The 25,263-nt window shown below is 45.4% G+C and carries 26 protein-coding genes; 5 read left to right on the forward strand and 21 right to left on the reverse strand.

Going from position 1 to position 25,263, the window contains the following annotated elements; genetic code table 11:
• Window positions 1-132: 132 nt before the first annotated feature.
• The 13 genes from H027_RS0102100 to ubiT form a co-directional block, all read right to left on the reverse strand.
• The gene (locus H027_RS0102100; RefSeq protein WP_024870883.1) at window positions 133-1,743 is read right to left on the reverse strand and encodes a methyl-accepting chemotaxis protein; all 1,611 of its coding nucleotides are present in this window, start codon (window positions 1,741-1,743) and stop codon (window positions 133-135) included.
• Between the two features lie 107 nt (window positions 1,744-1,850).
• Window positions 1,851-3,290, reverse strand: coding sequence for a sigma-54 dependent transcriptional regulator (locus tag H027_RS0102105; RefSeq protein ID WP_024870884.1), 1,440 nt, complete (start codon window positions 3,288-3,290; stop codon window positions 1,851-1,853).
• Window positions 3,291-3,409: 119 nt separating this feature from the next.
• Complete coding sequence (gene ndk, locus H027_RS0102110; protein WP_024870885.1) at window positions 3,410-3,841, reverse strand: nucleoside-diphosphate kinase; 432 nt, start codon at window positions 3,839-3,841, stop codon at window positions 3,410-3,412.
• Window positions 3,842-4,027: 186 nt separating this feature from the next.
• The gene (gene pepB, locus H027_RS0102115; protein WP_024870886.1) at window positions 4,028-5,323 is read right to left on the reverse strand and encodes an aminopeptidase PepB; all 1,296 of its coding nucleotides are present in this window, start codon (window positions 5,321-5,323) and stop codon (window positions 4,028-4,030) included.
• Between the two features lie 86 nt (window positions 5,324-5,409).
• Entirely contained in the window at window positions 5,410-5,748 is a 339-nt protein-coding gene (fdx, locus tag H027_RS0102120; protein ID WP_024870887.1) for an ISC system 2Fe-2S type ferredoxin, read from the reverse strand.
• Window positions 5,748-7,598, reverse strand: coding sequence for a Fe-S protein assembly chaperone HscA (hscA, locus tag H027_RS0102125; protein WP_024870888.1), 1,851 nt, complete (start codon window positions 7,596-7,598; stop codon window positions 5,748-5,750). Before hscA ends, fdx begins: the two co-directional genes overlap by 1 nt.
• Before the next feature lie 47 nt (window positions 7,599-7,645).
• Window positions 7,646-8,161, reverse strand: coding sequence for a co-chaperone HscB (hscB, locus tag H027_RS0102130; RefSeq protein WP_024870889.1), 516 nt, complete (start codon window positions 8,159-8,161; stop codon window positions 7,646-7,648).
• A gap of 107 nt (window positions 8,162-8,268) precedes the next feature.
• Complete coding sequence (iscA, locus tag H027_RS0102135) at window positions 8,269-8,592, reverse strand: iron-sulfur cluster assembly protein IscA (protein ID WP_024870890.1); 324 nt, start codon at window positions 8,590-8,592, stop codon at window positions 8,269-8,271.
• Between the two features lie 20 nt (window positions 8,593-8,612).
• Complete coding sequence (gene iscU / locus H027_RS0102140) at window positions 8,613-8,999, reverse strand: Fe-S cluster assembly scaffold IscU (protein ID WP_024870891.1); 387 nt, start codon at window positions 8,997-8,999, stop codon at window positions 8,613-8,615.
• An 18-nt stretch (window positions 9,000-9,017) separates the two neighbouring features.
• Window positions 9,018-10,232, reverse strand: a complete 1,215-nt coding sequence (locus H027_RS0102145; protein ID WP_024870892.1) for an IscS subfamily cysteine desulfurase — start codon at window positions 10,230-10,232, stop codon at window positions 9,018-9,020.
• A 3-nt stretch (window positions 10,233-10,235) separates the two neighbouring features.
• Window positions 10,236-10,739, reverse strand: a complete 504-nt coding sequence (gene iscR, locus H027_RS0102150; RefSeq protein WP_024870893.1) for a Fe-S cluster assembly transcriptional regulator IscR — start codon at window positions 10,737-10,739, stop codon at window positions 10,236-10,238.
• An 82-nt stretch (window positions 10,740-10,821) separates the two neighbouring features.
• Window positions 10,822-11,556, reverse strand: coding sequence for a tRNA (cytosine(32)/uridine(32)-2'-O)-methyltransferase TrmJ (gene trmJ / locus H027_RS0102155; RefSeq protein WP_024870894.1), 735 nt, complete (start codon window positions 11,554-11,556; stop codon window positions 10,822-10,824).
• A 43-nt stretch (window positions 11,557-11,599) separates the two neighbouring features.
• The gene (gene ubiT, locus H027_RS0102160; RefSeq protein WP_024870895.1) at window positions 11,600-12,121 is read right to left on the reverse strand and encodes a ubiquinone anaerobic biosynthesis accessory factor UbiT; all 522 of its coding nucleotides are present in this window, start codon (window positions 12,119-12,121) and stop codon (window positions 11,600-11,602) included.
• Window positions 12,122-12,307: 186 nt separating this feature from the next.
• Here ubiT and ubiU point away from each other — a divergent pair, with 186 nt between their 5' ends.
• From ubiU to H027_RS0102180, 4 genes are read left to right on the forward strand one after another with little or no spacing between them, the layout of a single operon-like run.
• Window positions 12,308-13,303, forward strand: a complete 996-nt coding sequence (gene ubiU / locus H027_RS0102165) for a ubiquinone anaerobic biosynthesis protein UbiU (protein ID WP_024870896.1) — start codon at window positions 12,308-12,310, stop codon at window positions 13,301-13,303.
• 9 nt (window positions 13,304-13,312) lie between these two features.
• Entirely contained in the window at window positions 13,313-14,191 is an 879-nt protein-coding gene (locus tag H027_RS0102170) for a U32 family peptidase (RefSeq protein WP_024870897.1), read from the forward strand.
• Between the two features lie 13 nt (window positions 14,192-14,204).
• Window positions 14,205-15,260 carry an acyltransferase family protein gene (locus tag H027_RS0102175; RefSeq protein WP_024870898.1) on the forward strand — a complete coding sequence of 352 codons (1,056 nt, stop codon included), beginning with the start codon at window positions 14,205-14,207 and terminating at the stop codon, window positions 15,258-15,260.
• A complete protein-coding gene (locus H027_RS0102180; RefSeq protein WP_024870899.1) occupies window positions 15,244-16,083 on the forward strand; it encodes a sialate O-acetylesterase in 840 nt (279 codons plus the stop codon). The genes H027_RS0102175 and H027_RS0102180 overlap by 17 nt, the downstream gene beginning before the upstream one ends.
• A gap of 51 nt (window positions 16,084-16,134) precedes the next feature.
• Here the strand turns inward: H027_RS0102180 and nlpI are convergent, their stop codons facing one another.
• The 7 genes from nlpI to queA all read right to left on the reverse strand — a co-directional run bounded on the left by nlpI (window position 16,135) and on the right by queA (window position 23,147).
• The gene (gene nlpI, locus H027_RS0102185) at window positions 16,135-17,064 is read right to left on the reverse strand and encodes a lipoprotein NlpI (RefSeq protein WP_024870900.1); all 930 of its coding nucleotides are present in this window, start codon (window positions 17,062-17,064) and stop codon (window positions 16,135-16,137) included.
• A gap of 89 nt (window positions 17,065-17,153) precedes the next feature.
• Window positions 17,154-17,528: a rhodanese-like domain-containing protein gene (locus H027_RS0102190; RefSeq protein ID WP_024870901.1), complete on the reverse strand. Its 375-nt coding sequence runs from the start codon at window positions 17,526-17,528 to the stop codon at window positions 17,154-17,156.
• Window positions 17,529-17,583: 55 nt separating this feature from the next.
• The gene (secF, locus tag H027_RS0102195) at window positions 17,584-18,528 is read right to left on the reverse strand and encodes a protein translocase subunit SecF (protein WP_024870902.1); all 945 of its coding nucleotides are present in this window, start codon (window positions 18,526-18,528) and stop codon (window positions 17,584-17,586) included.
• An 11-nt stretch (window positions 18,529-18,539) separates the two neighbouring features.
• A complete protein-coding gene (secD, locus tag H027_RS0102200) occupies window positions 18,540-20,393 on the reverse strand; it encodes a protein translocase subunit SecD (RefSeq protein ID WP_024870903.1) in 1,854 nt (617 codons plus the stop codon).
• 30 nt (window positions 20,394-20,423) lie between these two features.
• A complete protein-coding gene (gene yajC / locus H027_RS0102205) occupies window positions 20,424-20,765 on the reverse strand; it encodes a preprotein translocase subunit YajC (protein ID WP_024870904.1) in 342 nt (113 codons plus the stop codon).
• 32 nt (window positions 20,766-20,797) lie between these two features.
• On the reverse strand, window positions 20,798-21,919 hold the full coding sequence (tgt, locus tag H027_RS0102210; protein ID WP_024870905.1) for a tRNA guanosine(34) transglycosylase Tgt: 1,122 nt from the start codon (window positions 21,917-21,919) through the stop codon (window positions 20,798-20,800).
• 184 nt (window positions 21,920-22,103) lie between these two features.
• Window positions 22,104-23,147, reverse strand: coding sequence for a tRNA preQ1(34) S-adenosylmethionine ribosyltransferase-isomerase QueA (queA, locus tag H027_RS0102215; RefSeq protein ID WP_024870906.1), 1,044 nt, complete (start codon window positions 23,145-23,147; stop codon window positions 22,104-22,106).
• A gap of 143 nt (window positions 23,148-23,290) precedes the next feature.
• On the opposite strand from queA, the gene rpiA reads away from it, so the two are divergent.
• Window positions 23,291-23,950: a ribose-5-phosphate isomerase RpiA gene (rpiA, locus tag H027_RS0102220; protein ID WP_024870907.1), complete on the forward strand. Its 660-nt coding sequence runs from the start codon at window positions 23,291-23,293 to the stop codon at window positions 23,948-23,950.
• 63 nt (window positions 23,951-24,013) lie between these two features.
• On the opposite strand, the gene H027_RS0102225 is transcribed toward rpiA, so the two are convergent.
• Window positions 24,014-25,042: a glycosyltransferase family 4 protein gene (locus tag H027_RS0102225; RefSeq protein WP_024870908.1), complete on the reverse strand. Its 1,029-nt coding sequence runs from the start codon at window positions 25,040-25,042 to the stop codon at window positions 24,014-24,016.
• Window positions 25,043-25,263 lie beyond the last annotated feature (221 nt).

The following is a 25,263-nucleotide window of genomic DNA, read 5'->3' on the forward strand; positions in this document are numbered from 1 at the left end:
ATCTTGACTAATACCCAGATAAGACAAAAATTGTGCCAGTTAATATACACAGCGATATTTTATGAAAAAATTTTTGATAATAAAAAGGCAGCCGCCGCTGCCTTCATATATTTCTGCACCACGCCCTGCTGACTACAAACGGTATGCCGAGACAACCTGTTTCATTTCGTCTGATATTTTAGTCAGCGTATTAGCCAAATCAGCAGTTTCATTTGCGACCTGTGTATTTTCGTCCACCATTTGTGCCACATTTTCTACCTGCTGCGCGATGGAGTTGGTTGCCGCCCCTTGTTCACGAATAGCATGAGAAATATCGGCAACTAACGACACGCTTTCAGACGCTACACGACAAATCTCTTCCATTGTAATATTCGCCTGGCCGGCACCTTCAACCCCTTGTTCTACTTTGGCGGTGGCTTCCTGCATGCGTTTGACTGCAGAGGCGGATACATTCTGAATCGAAGTAATAATATCGCCAATCTCTTTGGTCGATGTCGCTGTTCTTGCTGCCAGACTGCGTACTTCATCCGCCACAACCGCAAATCCACGCCCCTGTTCACCGGCACGAGCCGCTTCAATAGCTGCATTTAACGCCAGCAGGTTGGTTTGATCTGCAACAGCACGAATGATATTGATCACCGATTCAATTTCACGGCCTTTCTCTTCCAGTTGCTTAATATCTTCTGCTGCTTTATTTACGGCTTCGGCAATTGCATGGATATTATCCACCGTATGCGCGATGACGTTCTGCCCGGCAACTGCTTTACTTCCCACTTCATTGGATTGCTCACTGGTGGTTCTGGCCTGATCCGCTACATGGTTAATACTGACGGTCATCTCCTCTACAGAAGCAGCCATATGTGATGTTGACGAATTCTGAGAACCGGAACCTTCCGATACCCGAATTGCGGATTGCTGTAGCTGTGTGGCGCTGACAGAAACCTGTTCAGCCCCTTTAAGTAACTCACGCAGGTTACTCTGCATATGACTGATCAACTGGTTAAACGCCCGCAACATTACACTGATCTCGTCACTACCACTGACCTCAGCTCGCAGAGTAAAATCCAGACTATCTTCAATACGGGAAATGGTTGTCTGCGCGGTGCGCAAACCGCCGCTGATCTGACGATAAATAAACCAGCCGACCAACGCCAGGAAACCGGTTATCGCAACGGTTGATATCATCAGCACCCATTTGGCATTGCTATAGGTTTGCTGATTTTGTCTGTCAGTATCCTGGGCTAACTTTTCGTTGTATTTAAGATCATCTGCAATGGCAGTCGAAACCTCATTAGCTATATCCGCCAATCTAGCCAGTTCTTTGACTGCATTTTCTGTCTGATTTTGCTGAGAATAATTCAGCACAGTTGCTGATTGTTTTTCATATGACTCAGCCGCTGTTTTGGCTTTATAAAACAATTGTCTGTCATTTTCATCGGAGATTAACGGTTCATACGCCTGAAAAGCTTTTTTCATTTGCCCGAGCTTATCTAAAAACTGCTGTTCAATAACTTGCTTCTTTTCTGGCGTAGTTTCCACAACATGCGACCGGATAAGTATTCTAGCCTCAAGAAAACGGATATTCGCTTCATTCAGCTTGTTGAAACTGGGCAACGTATTATCCATGACCTCGCGCATCCCTGCATTGACCGATGAGACACTGGAAAATCCTGCCCAACTGATTAAACCGCAGCCGAAAAAGCCAATAAAAATCAGCAAAATAAGTTTATGTACTATTTTCATTATTATTCACCCCAACATTAAAGGTGCTTGTTGCAAACGTATGGTTGTTTTTTTTAGTTATTCAGCTTAAGAATAGTAGGCTTTTGAAAGAAAACATTTTCGAACAATCAAATATCTTTGACTGTCATACCATATTTCTTCATCTTTTCGACCAACGTTGTCCGGCGCATACCCAACAGCTCAGCAGCTCTGGCTACCACGCCATCCTGCATTTCCAACGCCTGACGAATAAGATCCATCTCCAGTTCGGAGATCATCTCTTTCAAATTGACTCCTTCCTCAGGCAATACCGATGCAAACGGTTCGGCCGTTAATGCGGCTGACTCTTCTGGTGTGTCGATGAAAACAGACGTCAGAGCTTCCCGCTCGGCCCATTCCGTTGCCATTTCATCCAGCGGAGCCGATTCACTCCAATCGCCATACCGGTATTTCGCAGGCAAATCGTGAACATCCACAATCCGGTTGGGATACAGAATGAGCAGACGCTCCACCAGATTCGATAATTCCCGCACATTGCCCGGCCAGTTATGCTGCATCAACGATTCCATGGCGCGCTGGGTAAACCGGACAAACGCATGATGCTGAACCTGATGGCGGTTGACCATTTCCTGCAACAGTAACGGAATATCATCTGTACGCTCACGTAACGGCGGCGTTTCAATAGGAAAAACGTTCAAACGGTAATACAGATCTTCACGGAATTTATTTTCGCTGATCATGCTATCAAGATTGCGATGCGTGGCAGCAATGATACGAACGTTGGCTTCAATCGGTTTTGTTCCGCCCACGCGTTCATAGACCCGCTCTTGCAACACACGCAGTAATTTGACCTGCATCGGCATTGGCATATCGCCAATTTCATCGAGGAACAAGGTACCGCCTTCAGCTAATTCAAAGCGGCCACGCCGTGATGAGATAGCTCCTGTGAAAGCCCCTTTTTCATGACCAAACAGCTCACTTTCCAGCAATTCGCCAGGGATCGCGCCACAGTTTACCGGTACAAACGGGCCGCTGGCTCGCGCTGACATTTCATGAATAGCCCGAGCAACCACCTCTTTGCCGGTTCCAGATTCACCTAAAATCAGAACATTGGCATCTTTACTGGCCACCTGTTCAATCAGTTTGCGTACACTTTGAATAGCACTGCCTTTACCAATCAGCAGTTTCAACAGCGCCGGAGTCTGACGACTGGATTGCAAGGTCGGATGGAGTGAACGAAACGACTGACAAAAATGCAAATGCTGAGTCAGCGATTCATAAGAATAGGGTAAAGATAAACACCCGATGAGGTTACTATTGCTCAGTTCTGATGGTTCACAGCTAATAAAAGGAATGGCTGGATATTGAGCAGAAATCTCGGCCAAAGACATCTTTTTCAGCTCACCGACCACCACGGCAGAGATACCTTCTGCGGCGGACAAATAAGCCAAGCAATCTTCTTCAGCCCCACTCTGCCACTGAATGCCCATAAACGACAACACCGTCTCTAACTGCTGACGACGTTCTTCATTAGCATCAATCAGAAGCAGATTTTCCATTTGCTCCATTACTGCATCCTCAACCACCTGATATAACGCGAATTATATCAGGCGATTCCACGAGATGCAGAAATAAAGTCAATTTTCTGACCCTCAGTCAAAAAATCAACCTTAGTGAAGAACAGATCTTAGCGAGTTCGAGGGCAGATTTCGTTTTCAGTGAAGAAAAATTCAATTTCCCGAGCGGCTGATTCTGGAGAATCAGAGCCGTGAACTGCATTTTGTGTTACCGATATTGCATGATCTGCACGGATAGTGCCTGCCTGCGCTTTCTCCGGATCAGTGCTTCCCAGCAATTCACGATGACGACGGATCGCATCCTGCCCTTCCAGCACTTGTACGACAATCGGGCCTGAAGTCATAAATTTCATCAGATTATCGTAAAACGGTTTTCCTTTATGTTCAGCATAGAATCCGGCCGCTTGTTCCTGGGACAAATGCAGCATTTTCGCAGCAATGATATGCAAGCCTGCGCACTCAAAACGGTGATAGATTTCACCAATAATATTTTTTGCCACTGCATCAGGCTTGATGATTGAGAAAGTGCGTTCGATTGTCATGCTATGTCCTTGTATCATCATACATATTTCTATTCATGTCATACGGTATGACGAAACGAGTTGTGCTGCAATTGAAAAAATTGTGTTAATGAGAAGTTGATTGGATTTTAGAACATTTGTAGTGATTTGAATGAATATTAGACATCCGTGGCGCCGCAATACTGATAATTACGACGCCACAGCAGATCAACGCAGTGAACGTAACCAGCGGGCAATCGTTCTCACGCCATGCCCTTTCCCACCCGGAGCCCATAGATCATTCGCATTTTTCTGAAACGATGCGGACAAATCCATATGCACCCAGCCTTTGATATCTTCACGTACAAATTTTGACAGAAACGCAGCGGCTGTCGTTGCCCCGGCAGTGCCTTCTGCCGAAGAGACGTTACCCATATCCGCATACGAAGAAGTTAATTGTGCGGTATGCCAAGGTTCTAATGGTAATGGCCAGGCTTTTTCATTTTCAGCTTTGGCACACGCCACCACATCAGATAACTGTTCGTCTTGTAAGCTAAACACGGCATGGTAGTCACGCCCCAACGCTACCTTTGCAGCCCCAGTCAGGGTAGCGGCATCGAGAATATAGGGTGCCCCCGTTGCACTGGCATCCAACAAGCCATCCGCTAATACCAGACGCCCTTCCGCATCCGTATTCAATATTTCAACACTGACGCCGTTACGATACGTCAATATATCGCCAAGCTTAAACGCATTACCACTGACCAGATTTTCCGCACAGCAAAGCATCAGTTGAACACGATGATTCAAGCCCTGCCGGATAGCCAGCGCCAAGGCGCCTGCCAGCATGGCCGCACCGCCCATATCGGATTTCATCGGCAACATCATGTCAGATTCTTTCAGGCTATAGCCACCGGAGTCAAAGGTAATGCCTTTGCCGACCAGACATGCAGTGACTGGGGCATCGAGATCCCCGGTGGGGTTGAAATCCAGTTTCAGAAAAGCGGGTTCATGAGCACTACCGCGACCCACATTATAAATGCCGGTATAGCCCAGCTCTTTTAACGCTTCGCCGGAAAGAATGTGATAATTCACCCGATCCGGTGCCTGTTTCGCTACAAATTTGGCAGCCTCGGTTGCTAATGCCGTGGGATAGAGCACCTCTGGTGTCGCATTGGTAATTTCTCGGATCCAGCGGGTCGTTTCCAGTAGTACGTCCAGCTGTTGCTGTTCGTCCGCCGCTATATCACCAAAATCTATCTGTTGACCGCCTTTGGGATTATAAAAACCCTGACAAAATGCATAACGTCGTTCCAGATCCCATTCATCACCGATCAAAGAGAGTTGCTTAATGCCTTGTCCGTCCAGTCGACGCGCAGCACGCTGAATGAGACGCAACCACTCAGAGGATGCGCCAGTGAGATGAATGAATGCAGAGCCCTGATTAAAACTGATCAGCGCGTTTTCACCCCAGCAGGCATCAGCAGGTGTCTCTACCAGAATCACAGCCATGGATGTTGTCATGATTTTTCCCGATATTCTGAAAATACAAATGGAGCAACAGGTTACCACTTCAGGTGGCTCTGTTGCTCCATTTTCATCTAACAAAATTAGTGTTGTTCTGAAGCCAGATTGATCGTGTACTTCGGAATTTCGATCGTCAAATCTTCATCAGCCACTCGTGCCTGACAACTCAGACGCGATTCAGGTTCAAGCCCCCAGGCTTTATCCAGCATGTCATCTTCCAGCTCATCACTTGGTTCCAGCGAGTCGAACCCTTCACGTACGATGCAATGGCAAGTCGTGCATGCGCAGGATTTCTCACAAGCATGCTCGATGTTAATCCCATTCGCCAGTGCAACATCAAGGATGCTTTCGCCTTCTGCTGCATCGACAACCATGCCATCTGGACACAGTTTTTCATGGGGTAAAAATACGATTTTTGGCATCAATTCACCTCGTCAATCTTATGTCCCTGCAAAGCCAGACGGATAGAAGCATCCATACGTCTGGCTGCAAATTCACTGGTTGCCTCATCAAGTGCCTGGATCGCTGCCTTGATGGTGTCGGCGTTCTCTCCCTGCTGCACAGTGAGTAAATTCAATATGGCTGCATCAATGACTTGTCTTTCTTCCAGCGACAGTAATGCTTCGCCATCTTTGCTTAATGCCTGGCGTAAGCTTTCCAACACCCGATCCGCTTCGACTTTTTGTTCTGCCAGCATGCGCGCCTGAATGTCTTTTTCCGCAAACTCTACCGATTCACGCAACATGCGCAGCATGTCTTCTTCTTGTAATCCGTAGGAAGGTTTCACTTCGATGGCCGACTGTACGCCAGTACTCTTTTCCATCGCACTGACGGATAACAACCCATCGGCATCGACCTGGAAGGTAACCCGAATATGCGCAGCCCCCGCCGCCATCGGTGGAATACCTTTCAGAACAAACCGAGCCAGAGAACGACAATCACTGACCAGCTCACGTTCACCTTGTAGCACATGGATCATCATGGCCGTCTGACCATCTTTAAAGGTCGTAAAATCTTGTGCTCGCGCAGCCGGGATCGTCGTATTGCGCGGAATGATTTTCTCGACCAATCCACCCATAGTTTCCAATCCCAGCGAAAGCGGGATCACATCCAGCAGCAGCATCTCAGATTCTGGTTTGTTGCCGACCAGAATATCCGCCTGGATCGCAGCGCCGATAGCCACTACCTTATCCGGATCGATACTCGTCAGCGGCGTACGGCCAAAGAAATCGCCAACCATTTGACGAACCAGCGGCACACGGGTCGAACCACCCACCATGACCACTTGCAAGACTTCTTCTGTATCGACACCAGCATCTTTAATCGCTCGACGACAAGACATCAGCGTCCGTTTCACCAACGGGGTGATCAGCTCTTCAAATACTGAACGTGAAATGTTTCCTGACCAGCCGGCATAGGAGACGCTGACGGCATCCTGTGAACTGAGCTGTTGCTTGATATCACAGGCCAGATCGAGTAACTGGCGTTGCACCTGTGGCGTAAACGGAGCCACCAGATTGGCTTGTGCCGCGATCCAGTCTGCCAGCAAATGATCAAAATCATCGCCCCCCAGCGCCGAGTCACCACCGGTGGCCATGACCTCAAAGACACCCTGATGTAACCGCAGGATAGAAATATCAAACGTACCGCCGCCCAGGTCATAAACCGCGATAACCCCTTCCTGACCGGAGTCTAAACCATAGGCAACGGCGGCGGCAGTTGGTTCGTTCAGCAGACGCAGAACATGCATTCCCGCCAAGCGGGCTGCATCTTTGGTTGCCTGACGTTGTGCATCATTAAAATAGGCAGGAACGGTGATAACGACGCCATCCACTTCAGAACCCAAGGCATCCGTGGCTCGTTGGGCCAGCGATTTCAGGATCTCAGCAGACACCTGCACCGGATTCACATCCCCCTGACAGGTGGTGATATGCACCAGGCCTTTATCGGCGCCGGTGAATTGATATGGCAGGTTGGCCTGGGTGACATCGGCCAGCGCTTTACCCATAAAACGTTTGACTGATTGAATGGTATTCAGCGGATCTTCTGCAGCCGCCTGTTTAGCCTCAACGCCCACTTGCAGCCCTTCCGGCAGATAGCGCACGACCGAAGGCAGAATATCTCCTCCCTGCGTATCACGCAGTGTTTCAGCAGCACCACTACGAACAACAGCTACCAGGGAGTTCGTGGTTCCCAGATCGATACCTACCGCCCACTTCTGTTGATGCGGGGCTGCACTAAGCCCGGGTTCCGCAATATGCAATAACGCCATAACGTATCTCTAGACCTCATCGGTATGTATCAAACATACCTTGTTCATTATAAATCAAAGAGCGACTCTTCCAGTTTATCCAGTTCATCCTTCATCTTCTGGATAAATTTTAGCTTGCGTAGCGTATCAGCCGCCTCATTGAACTGAGCATCGGCAAGCTGCCGTTCCAGTGACTGAAAATAACGCTGATAATGTTGTTTCACTCGCGACTGAAACTGACTGATGGCTGATTCATCCGGTTTATTCTGCAGATCATCCAGCTCTTCACGCCACTCCAGTTGTTCCATCAGAAAGGCCGTATCTTTTACTGTATGTTGCTCACTGCGCAGATCGATCCCTTGCAACATCAGCAGATATTCAGCGCATGCCAGAGGATTTTTCAGCGTGTTATAGGCATTGTTGATTTCTACCGTTTTCTGCATAGATGCCAGTTTGATGGCATCAGACTGAGCGGCCACGTTGTCTGGATGAAATTGTCGTTGCAGGTCCCGGTAGCGGACAGACAACTCAGCCGTATCAACCGTCAGCGAAACAGGGATCTGAAATAACTCAAAATAATTCACAAGCTATTCCCTCTGGGGACATAAATGAAAAAGGCGCTTAAATGCGCCTTTTATCATGTAACAGTGTCGTAAGCGAGTCGAATTCGCATTACGCCGTTAGCGGATAATTAAACGGTGAAACTTTCACCGCATCCACAGGCGTCTTTTACATTCGGGTTATTAAACTTAAAACCTTCGTTTAAACCTTCTTTGACAAAATCCAGCTCGGTGCCATCCAGATAAGCCAGGCTCTTCGCGTCAATAATGACCTTCACGCCCTTATCATCAAAGACTTGATCTTCTTCGCTTATTTCATCAACAAACTCAAGGACATAGGCCATACCGGAGCAACCAGAAGTTTTCACGCCCAGCCGTAATCCCACACCTTTACCACGATTGGTGAGAAAGCGTTTCACGCGTTCTGCTGCTGAATCCGATAATGTAATAGCCATACGTCCCTACCTTACTAAACTTAATTCAAACCTTTTTTATGCTTATAGTCAGCAATAGCCGCCTTGATAGCATCTTCAGCCAATATAGAACAGTGAATTTTCACCGGTGGCAATGCTAACTCTTCAGCAATATCCGTATTTTTAATGGCAGCCGCTTCATCCAGTGTCTTTCCTTTTACCCATTCGGTCACTAGGGAACTGGACGCAATCGCTGAACCACAACCATATGTTTTGAATTTGGCATCTTCAATCACGCCGTCTTCATTCACTTTCAATTGCAGTTTCATCACGTCACCACAAGCTGGTGCACCGACCATACCTGTTGCAACACTTGGATCATCCTTATCGAAGGAACCAACGTTGCGCGGGTGTTCGTAATGATCAATAACCTTTTCACTGTAAGCCATAATATGTTCCCCTAACTATCAGTGACTAACCCACTCGACCTTGCTGAGGTCAATCCCTTCTTTAAACATATCCCACAATGGCGACAGATCACGCAGTTTCCCAATGGAATTACGGATCAGACCAATTGCGTAATCAATTTCTTCTTCCGTCGTGAAACGACCGACACTGAAACGGATAGAACTGTGTGCCAGTTCGTCATTCAAACCCAATGCTCGCAGCACGTAGGAAGGTTCAAGACTTGCTGACGTACAGGCTGAACCGGAAGAAACCGCTAAATCTTTCAGCGCCATCATCAGTGACTCACCTTCGACATAAGCAAAACTGATATTCAGATTGCCATCCACACGATGCGTCATCGAACCGTTAACAAAAACCTGTTCAATGTCTTTCAGGCCATTGTACAGACGATCACGTAAGGCTTTGACACGCACGGCTTCTTCAGCCATTTCAATTTTAGCGATACGGAAAGCTTCACCCATCCCGACGATCTGATGTGTTGGCAACGTACCGGAACGCATGCCACGTTCATGACCACCGCCATGCATTTGAGCTTCCAGACGTACACGCGGTTTACGACGGACGTACAAGGCACCGATCCCTTTCGGACCATAGACTTTGTGCGCAGACAATGACAGCAGGTCGATTTTCATGGCATCGACATCGATAGCCACTTTGCCTGCACTTTGCGCTGCATCGACATGGAACAGAATTTTACGGGCGCGGCATAACTCGCCAATCGCGGCCAGATCCTGAATCACACCAATTTCATTGTTTACATGCATGATGCTGACCAGAATGGTATCGGGGCGCATTGCTGTTTCGATTTGCTGTAATGTAAACAACCCATCAGACTGCGGCTCGAGATAGGTCACTTCGTAGCCTTCAGACTCCAGATGACGGCACGTATCCAGCACAGCTTTATGCTCGGTTTTGCTGGTAATGATGTGCTTACCCTGTTTCTGATAGAAATGAGCAGCGCCTTTGATAGCCAGATTATTGGATTCAGTCGCACCAGAGGTAAATACGATCTCACGCGGATCGGCGCCAATCAAATCAGCAACATGATTACGCGCTTCATCTACCGCCTCTTCAGCCTGCCAGCCGAAACGGTGCGAACGCGATGCCGGATTGCCAAAATTGCCATCGATGGTTAAACATTGCATCATTTTTTCAGCAACACGCGGATCGACGGGACAAGTTGCTGAATAATCAAGATAAATCGGGAGTTTCATTATTTACTCCATTAAACTTTCGATAATTGAATCTGCATTCATCATTTTACGCGATGACTGAGCAGCATTCTGATGTTTGTTCTGCTGTTCTGCCACACTCTTCACTTCAGCCTGACGCACCAGTTCGCCCAGTGTAATTTCATTCAGGAAATCGCTGATACGTGCGCTCAGGTCACGCCAAAGTGAATGAGTCAGGCATTGAACCCCGCCCTGACAACCACTTTCGCCATGACAGCGGGTAGCATCGACCGATTCGTTCACGGCCGCAATAATTTTTCCGACAGCAATCTTATCGGCATCGTCACCCAGGCGATAACCGCCACCGGGTCCACGTACGCTGGAAACCAGACCTTGCTTACGCAAACGCGCGAAAAGCTGTTCCAGATAGGAAAGAGAAATCCCCTGCCGTTCTGAAATATCCGCCAGAGGAACCGGCCCCAGCTCAGCATGTAAGGCAACATCCAGCATTGCTGTTACCGCATAGCGTCCTTTTGAAGTCAGTCTCATGGCTTGCATACCTGTCTGTTTATGATAGGCTCATGCTGTCATAACCTACTTTTTCAGTCAAGTATTATTCCTACTAAAAGACTCAACTATTCCGCGATGTTTTCTGCACTGACGTTAAAATCCCACGCAAAATATTTAACTCATTATTGTCAGGCCGTAATCGAGTAAACATCCGGCGCAGGCGCATCATGACATGCCCAGGGTGATCCGAGTGTAAAAACTGTGTTTGACGCAGTGTCTCTTCAAGATGGGTATAGAACAGCTCCATAGAGGCTTGAGGCGGATATTCATTTGCATCGTCGTCAGCAGGCAATTCCACCGTCTCCTGTTGCGCCAGCCAAGACATCCGGATTTCATAACACAGTGTTTGTACTGCCATAGCGACATTGAGCGAACTGTATTCAGGATTAGCCGGAATATTGACGTGATAGTGACATTGCTGAAGTTCTTCGTTCGTCAGTCCGGTTCGCTCCCGACCAAAAACCAGCGCCACCGTACCTGAAACTGCACCCGCTGTTAATTTTTGCCCAGCCTGGCGCGGATCCAGCATCGGCCAGCTCAATGTCCGGGATCGGGCACTGGTACCAATCACTAATGCGCAATCGGCTATGGCATCGGCCAGTGTTGGAACAATTCGTAAATTTGCCAGAATATCAACGGCACCCGCAGCCAGCGCCGTCGATTTGCCATCAGGGGCTTGCACAGGATCAACCAATACCAGTTGTGACAATCCCATGGTTTTCATTGCTCTGGCGGCAGAACCAATATTGCCGGTATGAGACGTATTCACCAGAATAATGCGTATATTTTCCAGCATCATGACTACCTGTTATGCGTTATCAGCCCGCATGCTATCACAATCAGCTGGTTGCAGCGCATTCTCGGGTTATTTCTGGTGTTTCAATGCCTTTTTGAACAAACAACGCCAGATCATTCAACGCCAGACGAATAATCTTGGGTAATTCGTCCAGATCCAGACTATCAATCAGATTTTTCACTTCCAGACCTAACTCAGTATCCCCTTCAATGCGCAAGCGACGCTGGAAAAAAAGACTGTCCGGATCTTCTTTCCGCCCTGCAATCAGGATCAAATCATTCAATCCAGCCGCAAAGCTGACATCACAGACATCGCTGTGTTCCTGAACTAACAATTTTCCTTGTTGTAACGAAATAAAGCAGCTCAGTTGCAAATCATCGACTGAAACCTTCAGAAATCGCGATTCCAGAAAATCAAAATCTCCGTCACTGAGGGCTTCTTTGAATATTCGTTGCAGAATAAAAACCAAAGCTGCCTTTTTAATTGAAAATGGGATAAATGAAACCGGTAATCGTAAAAACTGCGGTGCTTGCAGAACCAGCTTGTGGTGTAAATTTTTCAGCAACATAAATGCTCCTTTAATCAATGCACCGGATCTAATCACAGCCCAGATCCCAACATCCTGCCCCATATCAAACTTAAAGCAAATTGTCGGAATTAAGACAGAGTGCATAAGGATCTGGGGTTAAGTCAAAAAGTCATCCCGTCTGAATGTTTACAATAATGCTATTCACATAATAAGAGTAAAGTCATGGAGCTATTGTGTCCGGCGGGAAATCTGCCAGCCCTCAAGACAGCCATCGATAATGGCGCAGATGCGGTTTACATCGGTTTTAAAGATGATACCAATGCCCGTCATTTTGCCGGGCTGAATTTTGATGATAAGAAACTGCAACGCGCTGTCGATTATGTCCACCAGCATCAGCGAAAGCTGCATATTGCCATCAATACCTTCGCACATCCCGGCAGCGCCCAACGCTGGCAATTGGCGGTAGACCGTGCAGTGGATCTTGGTGCTGATGCATTGATCATCGCGGATATTGCTGTGCTCAATTATACGCACCAACACTACCCAGATCAGGAAATTCACCTGTCGGTGCAGGCATCAGCCACCAATAGTGCCGCCGTCCGCTTTTATAAAGAGAATTTCAACATTCAGCGGGTTGTTTTGCCTCGTGTATTATCCATGCATCAGGTTCGCCAGCTTTCCCGAGAGACCGATGTTCCCTTGGAAGTATTTGCTTTCGGTAGCCTCTGTATCATGGCTGAAGGCCGTTGCTACCTTTCATCGTATCTGACGGGAGAAAGCCCAAATACTGTTGGTGCCTGTTCACCAGCAAAATATGTGCGTTGGGAAGAAACAGCCAAAGGACTCGAATCACGCTTAAACGGTGTTCTGATTGACCGCTATCAGCAAGGTGAAAATGCAGGTTACCCCACCCTTTGCAAGGGACGGTATGAAGTGGAAGGCCATACCTACCATACGCTGGAAGAGCCCACGAGTCTGAATACGTTATCACTGCTTCCCGAGTTGTTTGAAACCGGTGTGACTTCAGTAAAAATCGAAGGCCGCCAGCGAAGCCCTGCCTATGTTGAGCAAGTGACGAAAGTCTGGCGCGCAGCCATTGATGCGTATCAGAAAAATCCGGCTCAATATCAGGTCAGCAGCGAATGGGATAAACAGCTTGCTGCGGTTTCTGAAGGTAGCCAGACAACATTGGGTGCCTATCATCGGCAGTGGCAATAAGGAATGAACATGAATTTCTCCCTTGGTCCCTTACTGTATTACTGGACAAAAACGGACGTTGAAAATTTTTATCAGCAGGCAAGCCAAAGTTCCGCGACAGATATTTACCTCGGCGAAACGGTCTGTAGTAAACGCCGGGAAATGAAATTAACCGACTGGCTCGATCTTGCCCGTGAACTGCAAAATAAAGGAAAACGCGTCATTCTCTCAACGCTTGCCTTGATTCAAAGCCCATCAGAGCTAAAGGAAATGCAGCGCTGGATCAATAACGGCAGTTGTATGATTGAAGCCAATGATCTCGGCGCTGTTCAATTAGCTTATGAGCAGAACGTGCCCTTTGTCTGTGGTCCTGCCATCAATTGTTATAACACGGATGTAATTGAGCTACTGGTTGCGAAAGGCATGCAGCGTTGGGTGATGCCTGTCGAACTTTCGCGCGATTGGCTCTCAGAGTTATTGCAGGAATGTACGGAGCGCGGATTACGCGAAAAATTTGAGGTTGAAGTATTTGCGTACGGCCACCTGCCATTGGCCTATTCAGCACGTTGTTTTACTGCCCGAGCCTTAAACAGGGCAAAAGACGATTGTCAGTTGGCGTGTCTACAATATCCGCAAGGATTAGCCGCTGAAAGTCAGGAAGGTGAGCAAGTCTTCACGCTGAATGGTATTCAAACGCAATCTGGTCATTGCTATAATCTAATCAACCAATTATCTGAAATGGAGGAGTTAGTCGATGTAGTACGTCTCAGCCCTGAGCCCAATACACTTGACTGGCTAGATATATTTCAGAAAAAGTCAAAAGATTCAAATCCGGAAAAATTACCAACAAACCACTCAAATGGATATTGGTTAAATATTGCCGGGATGAATTTACTAACGGATAATTAATAAAGAAAAGATGATGAAAGAATACAAGTACAACATTGAATTCATGCGAGCAGTAGCAATACTGCTTGTTGTTTTCACACACATTCCTATGCAAAATTTTTTCACTCAAGTGGATAATAACACCTTTTCGCTACAGCGATTATTTTTTGTTTTATTCCAGAACGGAACAGTCGTTTTTGTCTTTATCTCCGGATATCTATTTAACCTATTAAATAAGAATCTAAAATACAAAGATTATATTTTAAAAAAAATAAAATACGTAATATCCCCCTATATTATCATATTCACTTGTTGTCTTTTTTTAAGATGGCAGATAAATCCCGATAACATCCCTTTATTTTTAAGGCACGCAAACCCAACAACAACCATATTATTAAGCTATGTTTTTAATGGTTGGGTGCTTGTGCCTCTATGGTATATACCAATGATTACTCTTTTTTTTATCGCAGCACCCATCATAAAATGGATAACAAACTCGAGGCATTGCTTGTTATTTGTCTTAATAAGCTTAGCAATAAGCTTTGTAACTTTGCGCCCATGGGAAAATTACAACCCGACCTTATCTTTTATTCATTTTTTTGGGATTTATTTACTTGGCTGCTTTCTAGCCAAAGAAAACTCAAAAATAACATTTACATCAAACAAGACAACACTAACTCTTTTTCTTTTATTTTTTCTATCCATAATAGGATCTTACAGGTCACTTGAAAAAATCAACCTGACATCTTACTTTGAATTGCAAGTTATATACAAAGAAATAGTTATAGACTGGATGACAATTCAAAAAACAATATTATGCCTCATTCTTTACAGTATCTCACAAAAAAAATACACCAAGAGTCATTGGTTAATAAAATTAATAGCAGATTATAGTTTTGGTGTTTTTTTTATTCACGAAATTTTAATCATTCTCCTTTTCAAAGCATGGAAGTTAATGACAGGTGTGTCATCTACTAATAGTATCACATTCATACCAACAGGTTTTTTTGTTTTCACAATAAGTATATTGATGGTTCACATTGCAAAAATGATTCTGAAAGGGAAAAGCAGATATGTCATCGGGTGTTAAACTTTTATTAGTGCTATCGTTATTAATTTGTGGCTGTGATAGTTCCAATAATGATGTTTTGTCTAGCGGTGAAACTAAAACTCTACACTCCATGGTTGATGTACCTATATTGTGTAATGGTAAACCACTAAATAAGGCGGTTGTGATATTTTCTTTTGGTCAATCGATTGCATCTAATTTTAATGAATTCAAGTACCCATCGAATAACCATATATTCACCATTAAAAATGGGGAGTGTGTCGTTGCGCAAGATCCACTGCCCATTGCAGATGGTATCAATGGGAGTATGTGGATGCCGCTGGGTAGAAAAATAATTGAAAATGGACTGTCAAAAAATGTTCTTTTAATATCAATAGGAGTAGGTGGTAGCTCTATAGACAGATGGAAATCCGGAGGAAATTTATCTCAGCATTTGAAAAATAATCTTGAGTTTATAAACAGGTTAAAAATCCCAGTAAGTCTTTTTCTATGGCATCAAGGTTCATCGGATATAGGCACCTCTGGTGATAATTATATAAATAAGTTTATGGATATTACAAAGCTGATTCGATCTCTTGGTTTCAATGCCCCTATTCTGGTTGCTATACATTCTCAATGTTTTAATATATATGATAAAAACATTGAGAATGCGCAAAGAATGTTAGGCATCTTCCACGACAGAGGTCTTTATGAAGGTGCCAATACGAACATTTTAGATAGTTCATTTCGTTTTGATAATTGTCATCTAAACAAAATGGGACAAGAAAAGGCTGCGGATCTATGGCTTAATGCCATTAAAAATCAAGATAAGCTGCTCTCATGGTTAAGTTTAAATCTAAAATAACCATTTTAGAAAGGCATCCGATGGATGCCTTTCTTCATAGTCTAACCAGTCTCATTCAGCTTCAAAATCAACATCGGCCGGATAGCTATTCGGTGCCTGATTAGCCAATTGCAATTCCAACAAGGCATAGCGATGTTCTATAAAGTCGAAAACATTGTTGGAGAGCGATAATTTAAAATACGCCTCCGCAGCACTGTTGTTACCTTGCAGTTGAGATAATTTAGCCAGATAAAAATAAGCCTCACACAGGTGTTCAGCTAACTGACGATTGCTACTTGTACTTTCCGGTATTCTACGAATGAAATCAGCTGCACTCTGCTTCCCAGCATATACTTTAACAATATTCCAGCCCCACTCATCGGTATGATTTTTATCATATTGTTTGATCAGCATCTGCATCGCTTTATTACGATCCAGTTCCACCTCGGTTAGAAATAACCATAACGTCCGATAGGGATCATCCACTTTACGCTGCTGAAATACTTCCATATCTTTCACAGCCAGTTCTGGACGATGAGCATAATACAAAGCGATACCGCGATTAAGATAGGCATAATCATATCCTGGTGCCAGTTCAATCGCAGAATCAAAAGCATCATATGCATTATCAAAGTCTTGCTGCTGAGTCAGATAAACACCAATAAAATTATATGCTTCAGCAAAATCAGGTTTCTCTCGTAATGCTCTGGCAAAGTCGATACGAGCCATCGTCCGTAATCCGACCTTATCAAACATCAGCCCTCGTTCATAAAATAACGCGGCACGTTGTTCACTATTCAGATTATTCGTCGCCAATAACTGCCCTAACCGGGCTAAAGCCAATTCATTTTGATAAGTCACCTGTAAGGGTGTGGCAAGAACAACAGGAGGAGGTTGCATATTTGCATTTGCAGACAAAACATCACTGCGACTGCTGCATCCAGCCAAAGCACATACAATAAAGACACTACTCAAGCGTCCAATTCGATTCCATAATTCCAACGACGACTCCACACCTGCTCGGCTTTATATTTTAATGTTATGCCTGTAACGCTACTTTGTCATGCAATCTTATTGATAACTACTGACTTTCAGAATTCCTCTTCCACTGGGTATCCAGCCTCTAGCCATGCACGAAAACCCCCATCCATGCTGATAACATCACGATATCCCATTTTCTGCAAATTATCGGCAGCCAAAACAGAGCGGAATCCGCCTCCACAATAAAGTACTAACGGAGTATCCAATTCTGGAAATCGGGTTTCGATATCGCGTTCCAATATGCCTCGACCGAGATATTGTGCTGAAGGCAAATGACCTTTATTCCATTCGCTCTCTTCTCTGACATCCAACAAAACAAAAGGTTTGCTTTGCTCCATCCAACGCTGTACCTGATGAATATCGACCTCATTAATCCGTTGCCGAGTTTCACTAACTAATGCTAAAAAGCGAGGATTATGTTGCATATCTGTACCTATCAAGAAAAAAAGAGCGCTTAAGCGCTCTTTACATTAGAAACGATTACGGTTCGTAATGCTCTTCCGTAGTTTCTTTCTCCACCATTTTAGGCATCAAATCTTCGCGGCTCATTTTCAGATACATGGCCCATGCACTCGCCACATAAATGGAAGAATAAGTACCAAAGCCAATACCTATTAACAGTGCCGTCGAAAACCCATGAATCATCGGGCCGCCCTTCCAGAACAGGGCTATAACTGTCACCAATGTACTGCCTGATGTGATCAACGTACGACTCAGCGTTTCAGTCATCGAGATATCAATGATGTGCCGCATGGTGTCATTACGAATGCGACGTGCGTTTTCTCGAACCCGGTCAAATACCACGATGGTATCATTCAACGAATACCCCACCACAGTTAATACGGCAGCCAGCACGGTCAAATCAAACTCCATCTGCGTCCACGAGAAAATACCTAACGTGATCAGCACATCGTGACCCAGAGAAAGTACGGCGCCGGTTGCCATACGCCATTCAAAACGCAATGCGACATAAATCAGGATACAGCCCAGCGCCGACAGAATTGCCAGAAAGCCCTGGCTAGCCAGTTCTGCCCCTACTGTCGGCCCCACGTATTCAATACGCGTCATGCTGACATTGCCATCAAGCTGAAGAGCACCTTTCTGCACATCATCAGAAATCTTCTGCTGCGTAAGGTCACCCTTCGGTGCAATGCGGATCACAATGTCTTTCGTTGAACCATAATACTGAACAACGGCACCTTCCAGACCTTGTTTAGCCAAGGCTGAGCGCACATCATCCAGTACGGTCGGTTTGCTGAATTTGAGTTCAGCGATTGTCCCACCAGTAAAATCCAACCCCCAGTTAAATCCCTTTGTGGCAATGGTAATGGCAGACATAACAATCAACACCAGAGAAAAAATAGTCGCTGGTAACGCTGCGCGCATAAAGGGAATGGTGTGACCCGGTTTTAACAACTGAAACATGGTATCTCCCTTTAAATCGACAAATCTTTGATTTTACGACCGCCCCAGCACAGGTTCACGATCGCCCGGCTGCCGGTAATTGCGGTAAACATAGAACACAGAATACCGATCATCAGCACCAGCGCAAAACCACGGATAGCGCCAGTACCTACCGCAAACAGGATCAATGCCGTGATAAATGTTGTCGTATTCGAGTCAGCAATGGTCGCGAATGCGCGTTCATAACCAAGATGAATCGCCTGCTGTACACCTCGTCCAGCCCGCAATTCCTCACGGATACGTTCGTATATCAACACGTTTGCATCCACTGCCATACCGAGTGTCAGAACGATACCGGCGATACCAGGCAATGTCATTGTGGCGCCTGGAATCATAGACATGACACCGACCAGCAATACGACGTTAAACATCAGGGCGATATCGGCAACCACACCAAACAGTTTGTAGTACACCGCCATGAAGATAACCAGTATAAGTGTGCCTACGCCCAGTGCTTCTAAACCACTATTGATGTTCGCTTGTCCCATGCTCGGGCCAATAGTACGTTCTTCGACAATTTGAATGGGCGCGGTCAACGCGCCAGAGCGTAACAGCAATGACAGGTTATGAGCTTCTTGCGTGGTATCGATTCCGGTAATGCGGAAGTCGCTTCCTAGACGGGATTGAATGGTCGCAACGTTGATAACTTCCGAATGTTTTTCAATTCGACGTTTGCCATCAGGCCCTGGTTCACCAACAGGTTTATATTCGCTCAGCACAGAGGCCATTGCTTTACCGATGCTGTCTTTGGTCGCCGTAGACATACGGTTACCACCCACACCATCCAGCTTGATACTCACCTGTGGTAGACTGTACTCATCGGCACCAGAGGACGAACCTGTTATGTGATCACCCGTCAGAATAACGCGCTTTTGCAAAACAACAGGACGACCATTACGATCGTGAAACAATTCAGAATTTGGCGGAACCTGACCATTTTCAGCCGCCATCGGGTCAGCATTTTCATCCACCAGACGGAATTCTAACGTCGCCGTGGCACCCAAAATTTCTTTGGCGCGGGCAGTATCTTGGATACCTGGTAATTCCACCACAATTCGAGCAGTGCCCTGACGCTGAACTAAAGGTTCTGCGACCCCTAATTCGTTCACACGGTTACGAATGATAGTGATATTTTGCTCTAACGCATCTTCACTGATGGATTTCAGTTTTTTATCAGACATGGATGCTTTAACCATATACTGACCTTTGTCTTCGTAGTCAGTAAATGTTAAATCTGCATGCGTTTTACGCAAATGCGCCAAACCTTTCTGCTGAGCATCGCTGTCACGGAAAGTAACAAGAACGTCCCCACTGGCACGGCGAACACCCGCATAGCGAATGTTGTCTTCGCGTAATGAAGTTCGGAAGTCTTGGACTAATTGTTCCTGCGCTTTATTGATCGCTTCATCCATATCCACTTCCATCAGGAAGTGAACACCACCACGTAAATCCAACCCTAACTTGAGCGGACTAGCACCGATGTCACTCATCCATTTCGGTGTAGAAGGAGCCAGATTCAATGCAGTAACAAACTGGTCGCCCAGAGCCTGACTCACCACTTCTTTTGCATGAAGTTGATCATCAGTATTCTTAAAGCGAACTAGGATCTGGTTATTTTCCAGCACTGCACTTTTAATCGAAATTTTGGCGTTATCCAGAGATTTTTTAACCAAATCCATAGTATCAGCTTTCACGTCATGGCCGCGAATTGCCGAAACCTGTAGCGCTGGATCTTCACCATATATATTAGGCGCGGAATAGAGTGTACCGATGATGACCACAAAGGCCACCATCAGATACTTCCACAAAGGATACCGGTTTAACACGGTTTAACTCCCAGGAAAGTGAATTGAAGACTACAGGGACTGAATAGTGCCTTTAGGCAGAACTGCAGTAATGAAATCTTTCTTGATTGTGATGTTGTTGTTATCGTTCAGAGCCAGAACGACATAGTCACTATCAGCGCTGATCTTTGCAATTTTTCCGACCAAGCCGCCAGTAGTTAACACTTCATCCCCTTTACCCAACGAGTTCATCAGGTTTTTCTGTTCTTTCGCACGTTTTGATTGAGGGCGGAAAATAAAGAAATAGAAAAACAGCAGAAAAATACCGACGATAGCGATCTGTTCAATACCACCAGTCACAGACGCTGCTGCTGCACCACCATCAGCCGCATAGGCTTTAGCCAAAAGACTCATATTTTTTCCTCGTTATTAGTTCAAATCGTACATTAATCAAGCGATGGTACTGATTTTCCCTGTCGCTGATAAAAATCCGCTACAAAGGCATCTAATGTACCTGCATCAATGGCATCCCGCAAACCCTGCATGAGGCGTTGATAATAGCGCAAGTTATGAATCGTATTCAGACGAGCACCTAGCATCTCATTACAACGATCCAAATGATGCAAATATGACTTTGTATAATTTTTGCAGGTATAACAATCACATTCGGCATCTAATGATGTCACATCATCTTTATACTTTGCGTTGCGGATTTTGACGACACCGTCTGTTGTAAACAAGTGACCATTCCGCGCATTGCGGGTTGGCATCACACAATCAAACATATCTATGCCGCGGCGAACACCTTCAACTAAATCTTCCGGCTTACCAACCCCCATCAGATAACGGGGTTTATCTTCAGGAATTTGTGGGCACACATGTTTCAGAATGCGATGCATGTCTTCTTTAGGTTCACCAACAGCCAATCCACCCACGGCATAACCGTCAAAACCAATCTCCAACAGACCGGTTAGCGAAACATCACGCAGATCTTCATATATGCTTCCCTGAATGATCCCGAACAGCGCATTTTTATTTTCCAATTCATTAAAGCGCTGACGGGAACGGGCCGCCCAACGTAATGACATCTCCATCGATTTCTTAGCTACGTCATAAGTTGCCGGATATGGTGTACATTCATCAAAAATCATGACGATGTCTGAACCCAGATCATGCTGAATTTCCATTGATTTTTCTGGTGATAAAAATATTTTTTCACCGTTGATAGGGTTACGGAAATGAACCCCCTCTTCTTTGATTTTGCGGATATCGCCCAGACTAAATACCTGGAAACCACCCGAGTCCGTCAGGATCGGACCATGCCAGTTCATGAAATCATGCAGGTCACCGTGCTTACGCATGATGTCCTGTCCAGGACGCAGCCATAAATGGAACGTATTCCCCAACAGGATCTGAGCGCCAGTCTCTTTTACTTCTTCCGGAGTCATCCCCTTGACAGTGCCATAGGTACCGACAGGCATAAATGCTGGCGTTTCCACTACACCACGATCAAATACCAGACGCCCACGACGAGCTCGTCCTTCGGTTTTTTTTAATTCAAATTTCATGATTTTCCTTTATTGTCAGAGAAACAGTCTGACTCTTTATGATTAATATCCGCTACAGACGACACAAGTTCCCTTCTGATGACTCGTCGTAAACCCATCCATGGGGACTCCGCTGCGCCATCCGTGGTGCAGAGGGTCATCAGAAGAATCTTGTATAAGCTGTCTGGAATTAATCTGGTTTGATCTAGCGCTGCCGTGTAATAAACATGGCATCGCCATAACTGAAGAAACGATAACCAGATGTTACCGCTTCCTGATAGGCATTCATCACATGCTCATAACCAGCAAACGCCGATACCAGCATGATCAATGTAGAACCAGGCAAATGGAAGTTAGTGATCAATGCATCAACCAACTGATATTGATATCCGGGATAGATGAAGATACTGGTATCACCAAAGAAAGGCGATAAGGGTTCACCCGCCTTCAAGGAAACCTGTGCCGCCGTTTCCAATGAACGGACTGAGGTTGTGCCAACCGCCACAACACGCCCTCCTCGTTCACGGGTAGCATTGATTTTAGCAATGACCTCAGCCGAAACCTCAGCATACTCACTGTGCATCTGATGATCTTCCAGACGTTCAACACGAACTGGCTGAAATGTTCCAGCCCCTACATGCAAGGTCACAAAAGCGAAATCGACCCCTTTCTCTCTTAAAGCGGCTAATAATTTTTCATCAAAATGCAAGCCAGCCGTAGGCGCTGCTACAGCACCCGGCCGTTGGTTGTACACGGTCTGGTAACGCTCTTTATCTGAGTTTTCGTCAGGCCGATCAATGTAGGGCGGCAATGGCATATGCCCGATCTGATTTAATATATCCAACACAGGCACATCACCAGCAAAGTGCAACTCGAACAGTGCATCGTGACGCGCAACCATTTCGGCAGAAAACCCTTTATCGAGTAGGATCAATGTTCCCGGCTTAGGTGCTTTAGAAGCACGTACATGTGCCAGTACCGAATGTTCATCGAGTATGCGTTCAACCAGAATCTCTAACTTGCCACCACTGGCTTTCTGTCCAAACATACGGGCAGGAATAACTCGAGTGTTATTAAACACCAGCAAATCACCGGGTTGTAATAAATCAAGCACATCAATGAAATGCCCATGACGTGTTTCACCCGTATTTCCATTAAGCATCAATAAGCGGCTGGCACTACGTTCCGGCATAGGATAGCGAGCAATAAGTTCGTCTGGTAATTCAAACTGAAAGTCAGATACAAGCATGAAAGAAATCTCTAGAAAAAACGCGGCTAGTCTATTGGTTAGAAAAAAGTGAATCAAGTTGTTCCAACGCGATTACTATTCAGAACAACATTCATTTTCATATATAATCACCCAGCCTTGAATGACGAGAGAGAATAATCAGGATGACCCAGGATGAAATGAAGAAAGCAGTAGGACAAGCTGCTTTAGCTTACGTTCAACCCAATACCATTATTGGCGTAGGTACCGGTTCAACAGTTAACTGCTTTATTGATGCATTAGCCAGCATCAAAGATCAAATCAAAGCAGCCGTATCCAGCTCAGAGGCATCTACGACCCGCTTAAAAGCACTCGGCATCCCGGTAGTTGATCTCAATGAGGTCACTGAGTTTGATATTTATGTCGATGGGGCCGATGAAATTAACGCCCAAATGGAAATGATCAAGGGTGGTGGCGCAGCACTTACCCGTGAAAAAATTGTTGCCGCCGTTGCCAAACGCTTTGTCTGTATTGCAGATTCGACCAAACAAGTGAATGTGCTTGGTAAGTTTCCACTGCCAGTTGAAGTCATACCTTTGGCACGCGAGTATGTTGCTCGTGAACTAAAAAAGCTGGGTGGCAATCCTATCTATCGTGACGGAGTGATTACCGATAATCACTGCCATATTCTCGATGTTCACGGTCTGGCAATTCATGATGCTAAAGCGTTAGAGCAACAAATAAATCAAATCGCGGGTGTGGTAACTGTAGGGCTATTCGCTCATCGTGGCGCAGATGTGGCGCTCATTGGTTCTGCCGATGGAATTATCACTATTAGTAAATGATCTATAAACTGGTAATCCCAATATCCAGATAAAGAAAAGGCGCTTTACAGCGCCTTTTTTGTTTTATACCGGTTCCCCGGGGTCGTTATTCACCGATTCCCCCGCCTTTAATATCCAACACATAATACATAAAGGCGTATAGGCAATAATGATTAATGGAATACCCCAGCGTTCATTATTCATGGCGACATATGCCAGAGGAAACAACCATAGCCAATTGACTAGCCACAGTGTCAATGTCACATAAAAATGGTTTTCCCAACGACGAGCCAAGATCTGATAGGCATGCATACGGTGACTTCGATGCCAGTCATTGCCATGCATGATACGAACGGTTAAAGACCAACCGCTATCAACAATGAACCAGCCCATCATGATCAACCAGCACCACAGATTAACCGAGGTATCTGTTGCTAACAGCAATCCTAACGTGGCAATAAATACGCCGAGGAAACTGCTACCGGCATCACCCATGAAAATTTTGGCAGGAGGCCAATTCCATGCAAGAAAACCCAGCACAGGCGCACACATCAATATCAGTGGCAAACTCCATTGTGACTCATCATTGAAAGCCAACAATACAGAAGATGCAAACATCATGATGAATGCCTGACTACCAGCAAAACCGTCAACACCATCCATGAAATTAAAAATGTTAACGAAGGCCATAATGCCGAAAACGATCACTGGCAACCAGAATCCAGAAAAATAGAGATAATCTTGCCAGAACAGCACCACCAGATCCCGACTATACCAAGTGAGAACTGCAATGGCAGATAACACTTGAATACCTAACCTAACCTTAACTGAAAGTGGAAACAGGTCATGGATCAAGTTACCAATCACCAGAATCAAACCAGAAAAGCAGAGCGCACGCGTTGCAGCCAGATCAATCAATCGATAATGATAGAGCATTAAAAATACGCCTAGCATTGCCAAAAATAATGCGTATCCACCACCTCGAGGAACTGGTAATAAAGGGCCATGTTTGAAATGAGGCATTGCCAGTGCATGACGCCACAAGGCAATACGGCGGACAAACCCGGTCAGCAAAAAGCTACCGACAAAGATGGTAAGGAAATGTGTCATCATAATTGGGTGACCACTACTGCACACTGCTACTGTTTTATGAGAGTCAGATAAAGACTAACCCTGTTCTTGTCCGATTATTATATACATTTCCAGAAAAACAGCCTCTTTAACTCTCTTTCATTATTAAGTTTTTTTAGTTACAGCGTGAAAGTCAACAAAACAGACATTTTTGTCATTTTAATGGTTAAATTTAATACATTCCAAAATGAAAAACCCTGCTC

This window comes from Tolumonas lignilytica, from assembly GCF_000527035.1.
Classification (GTDB): Bacteria; Pseudomonadota; Gammaproteobacteria; order Enterobacterales; family Aeromonadaceae; genus Tolumonas; species Tolumonas lignilytica.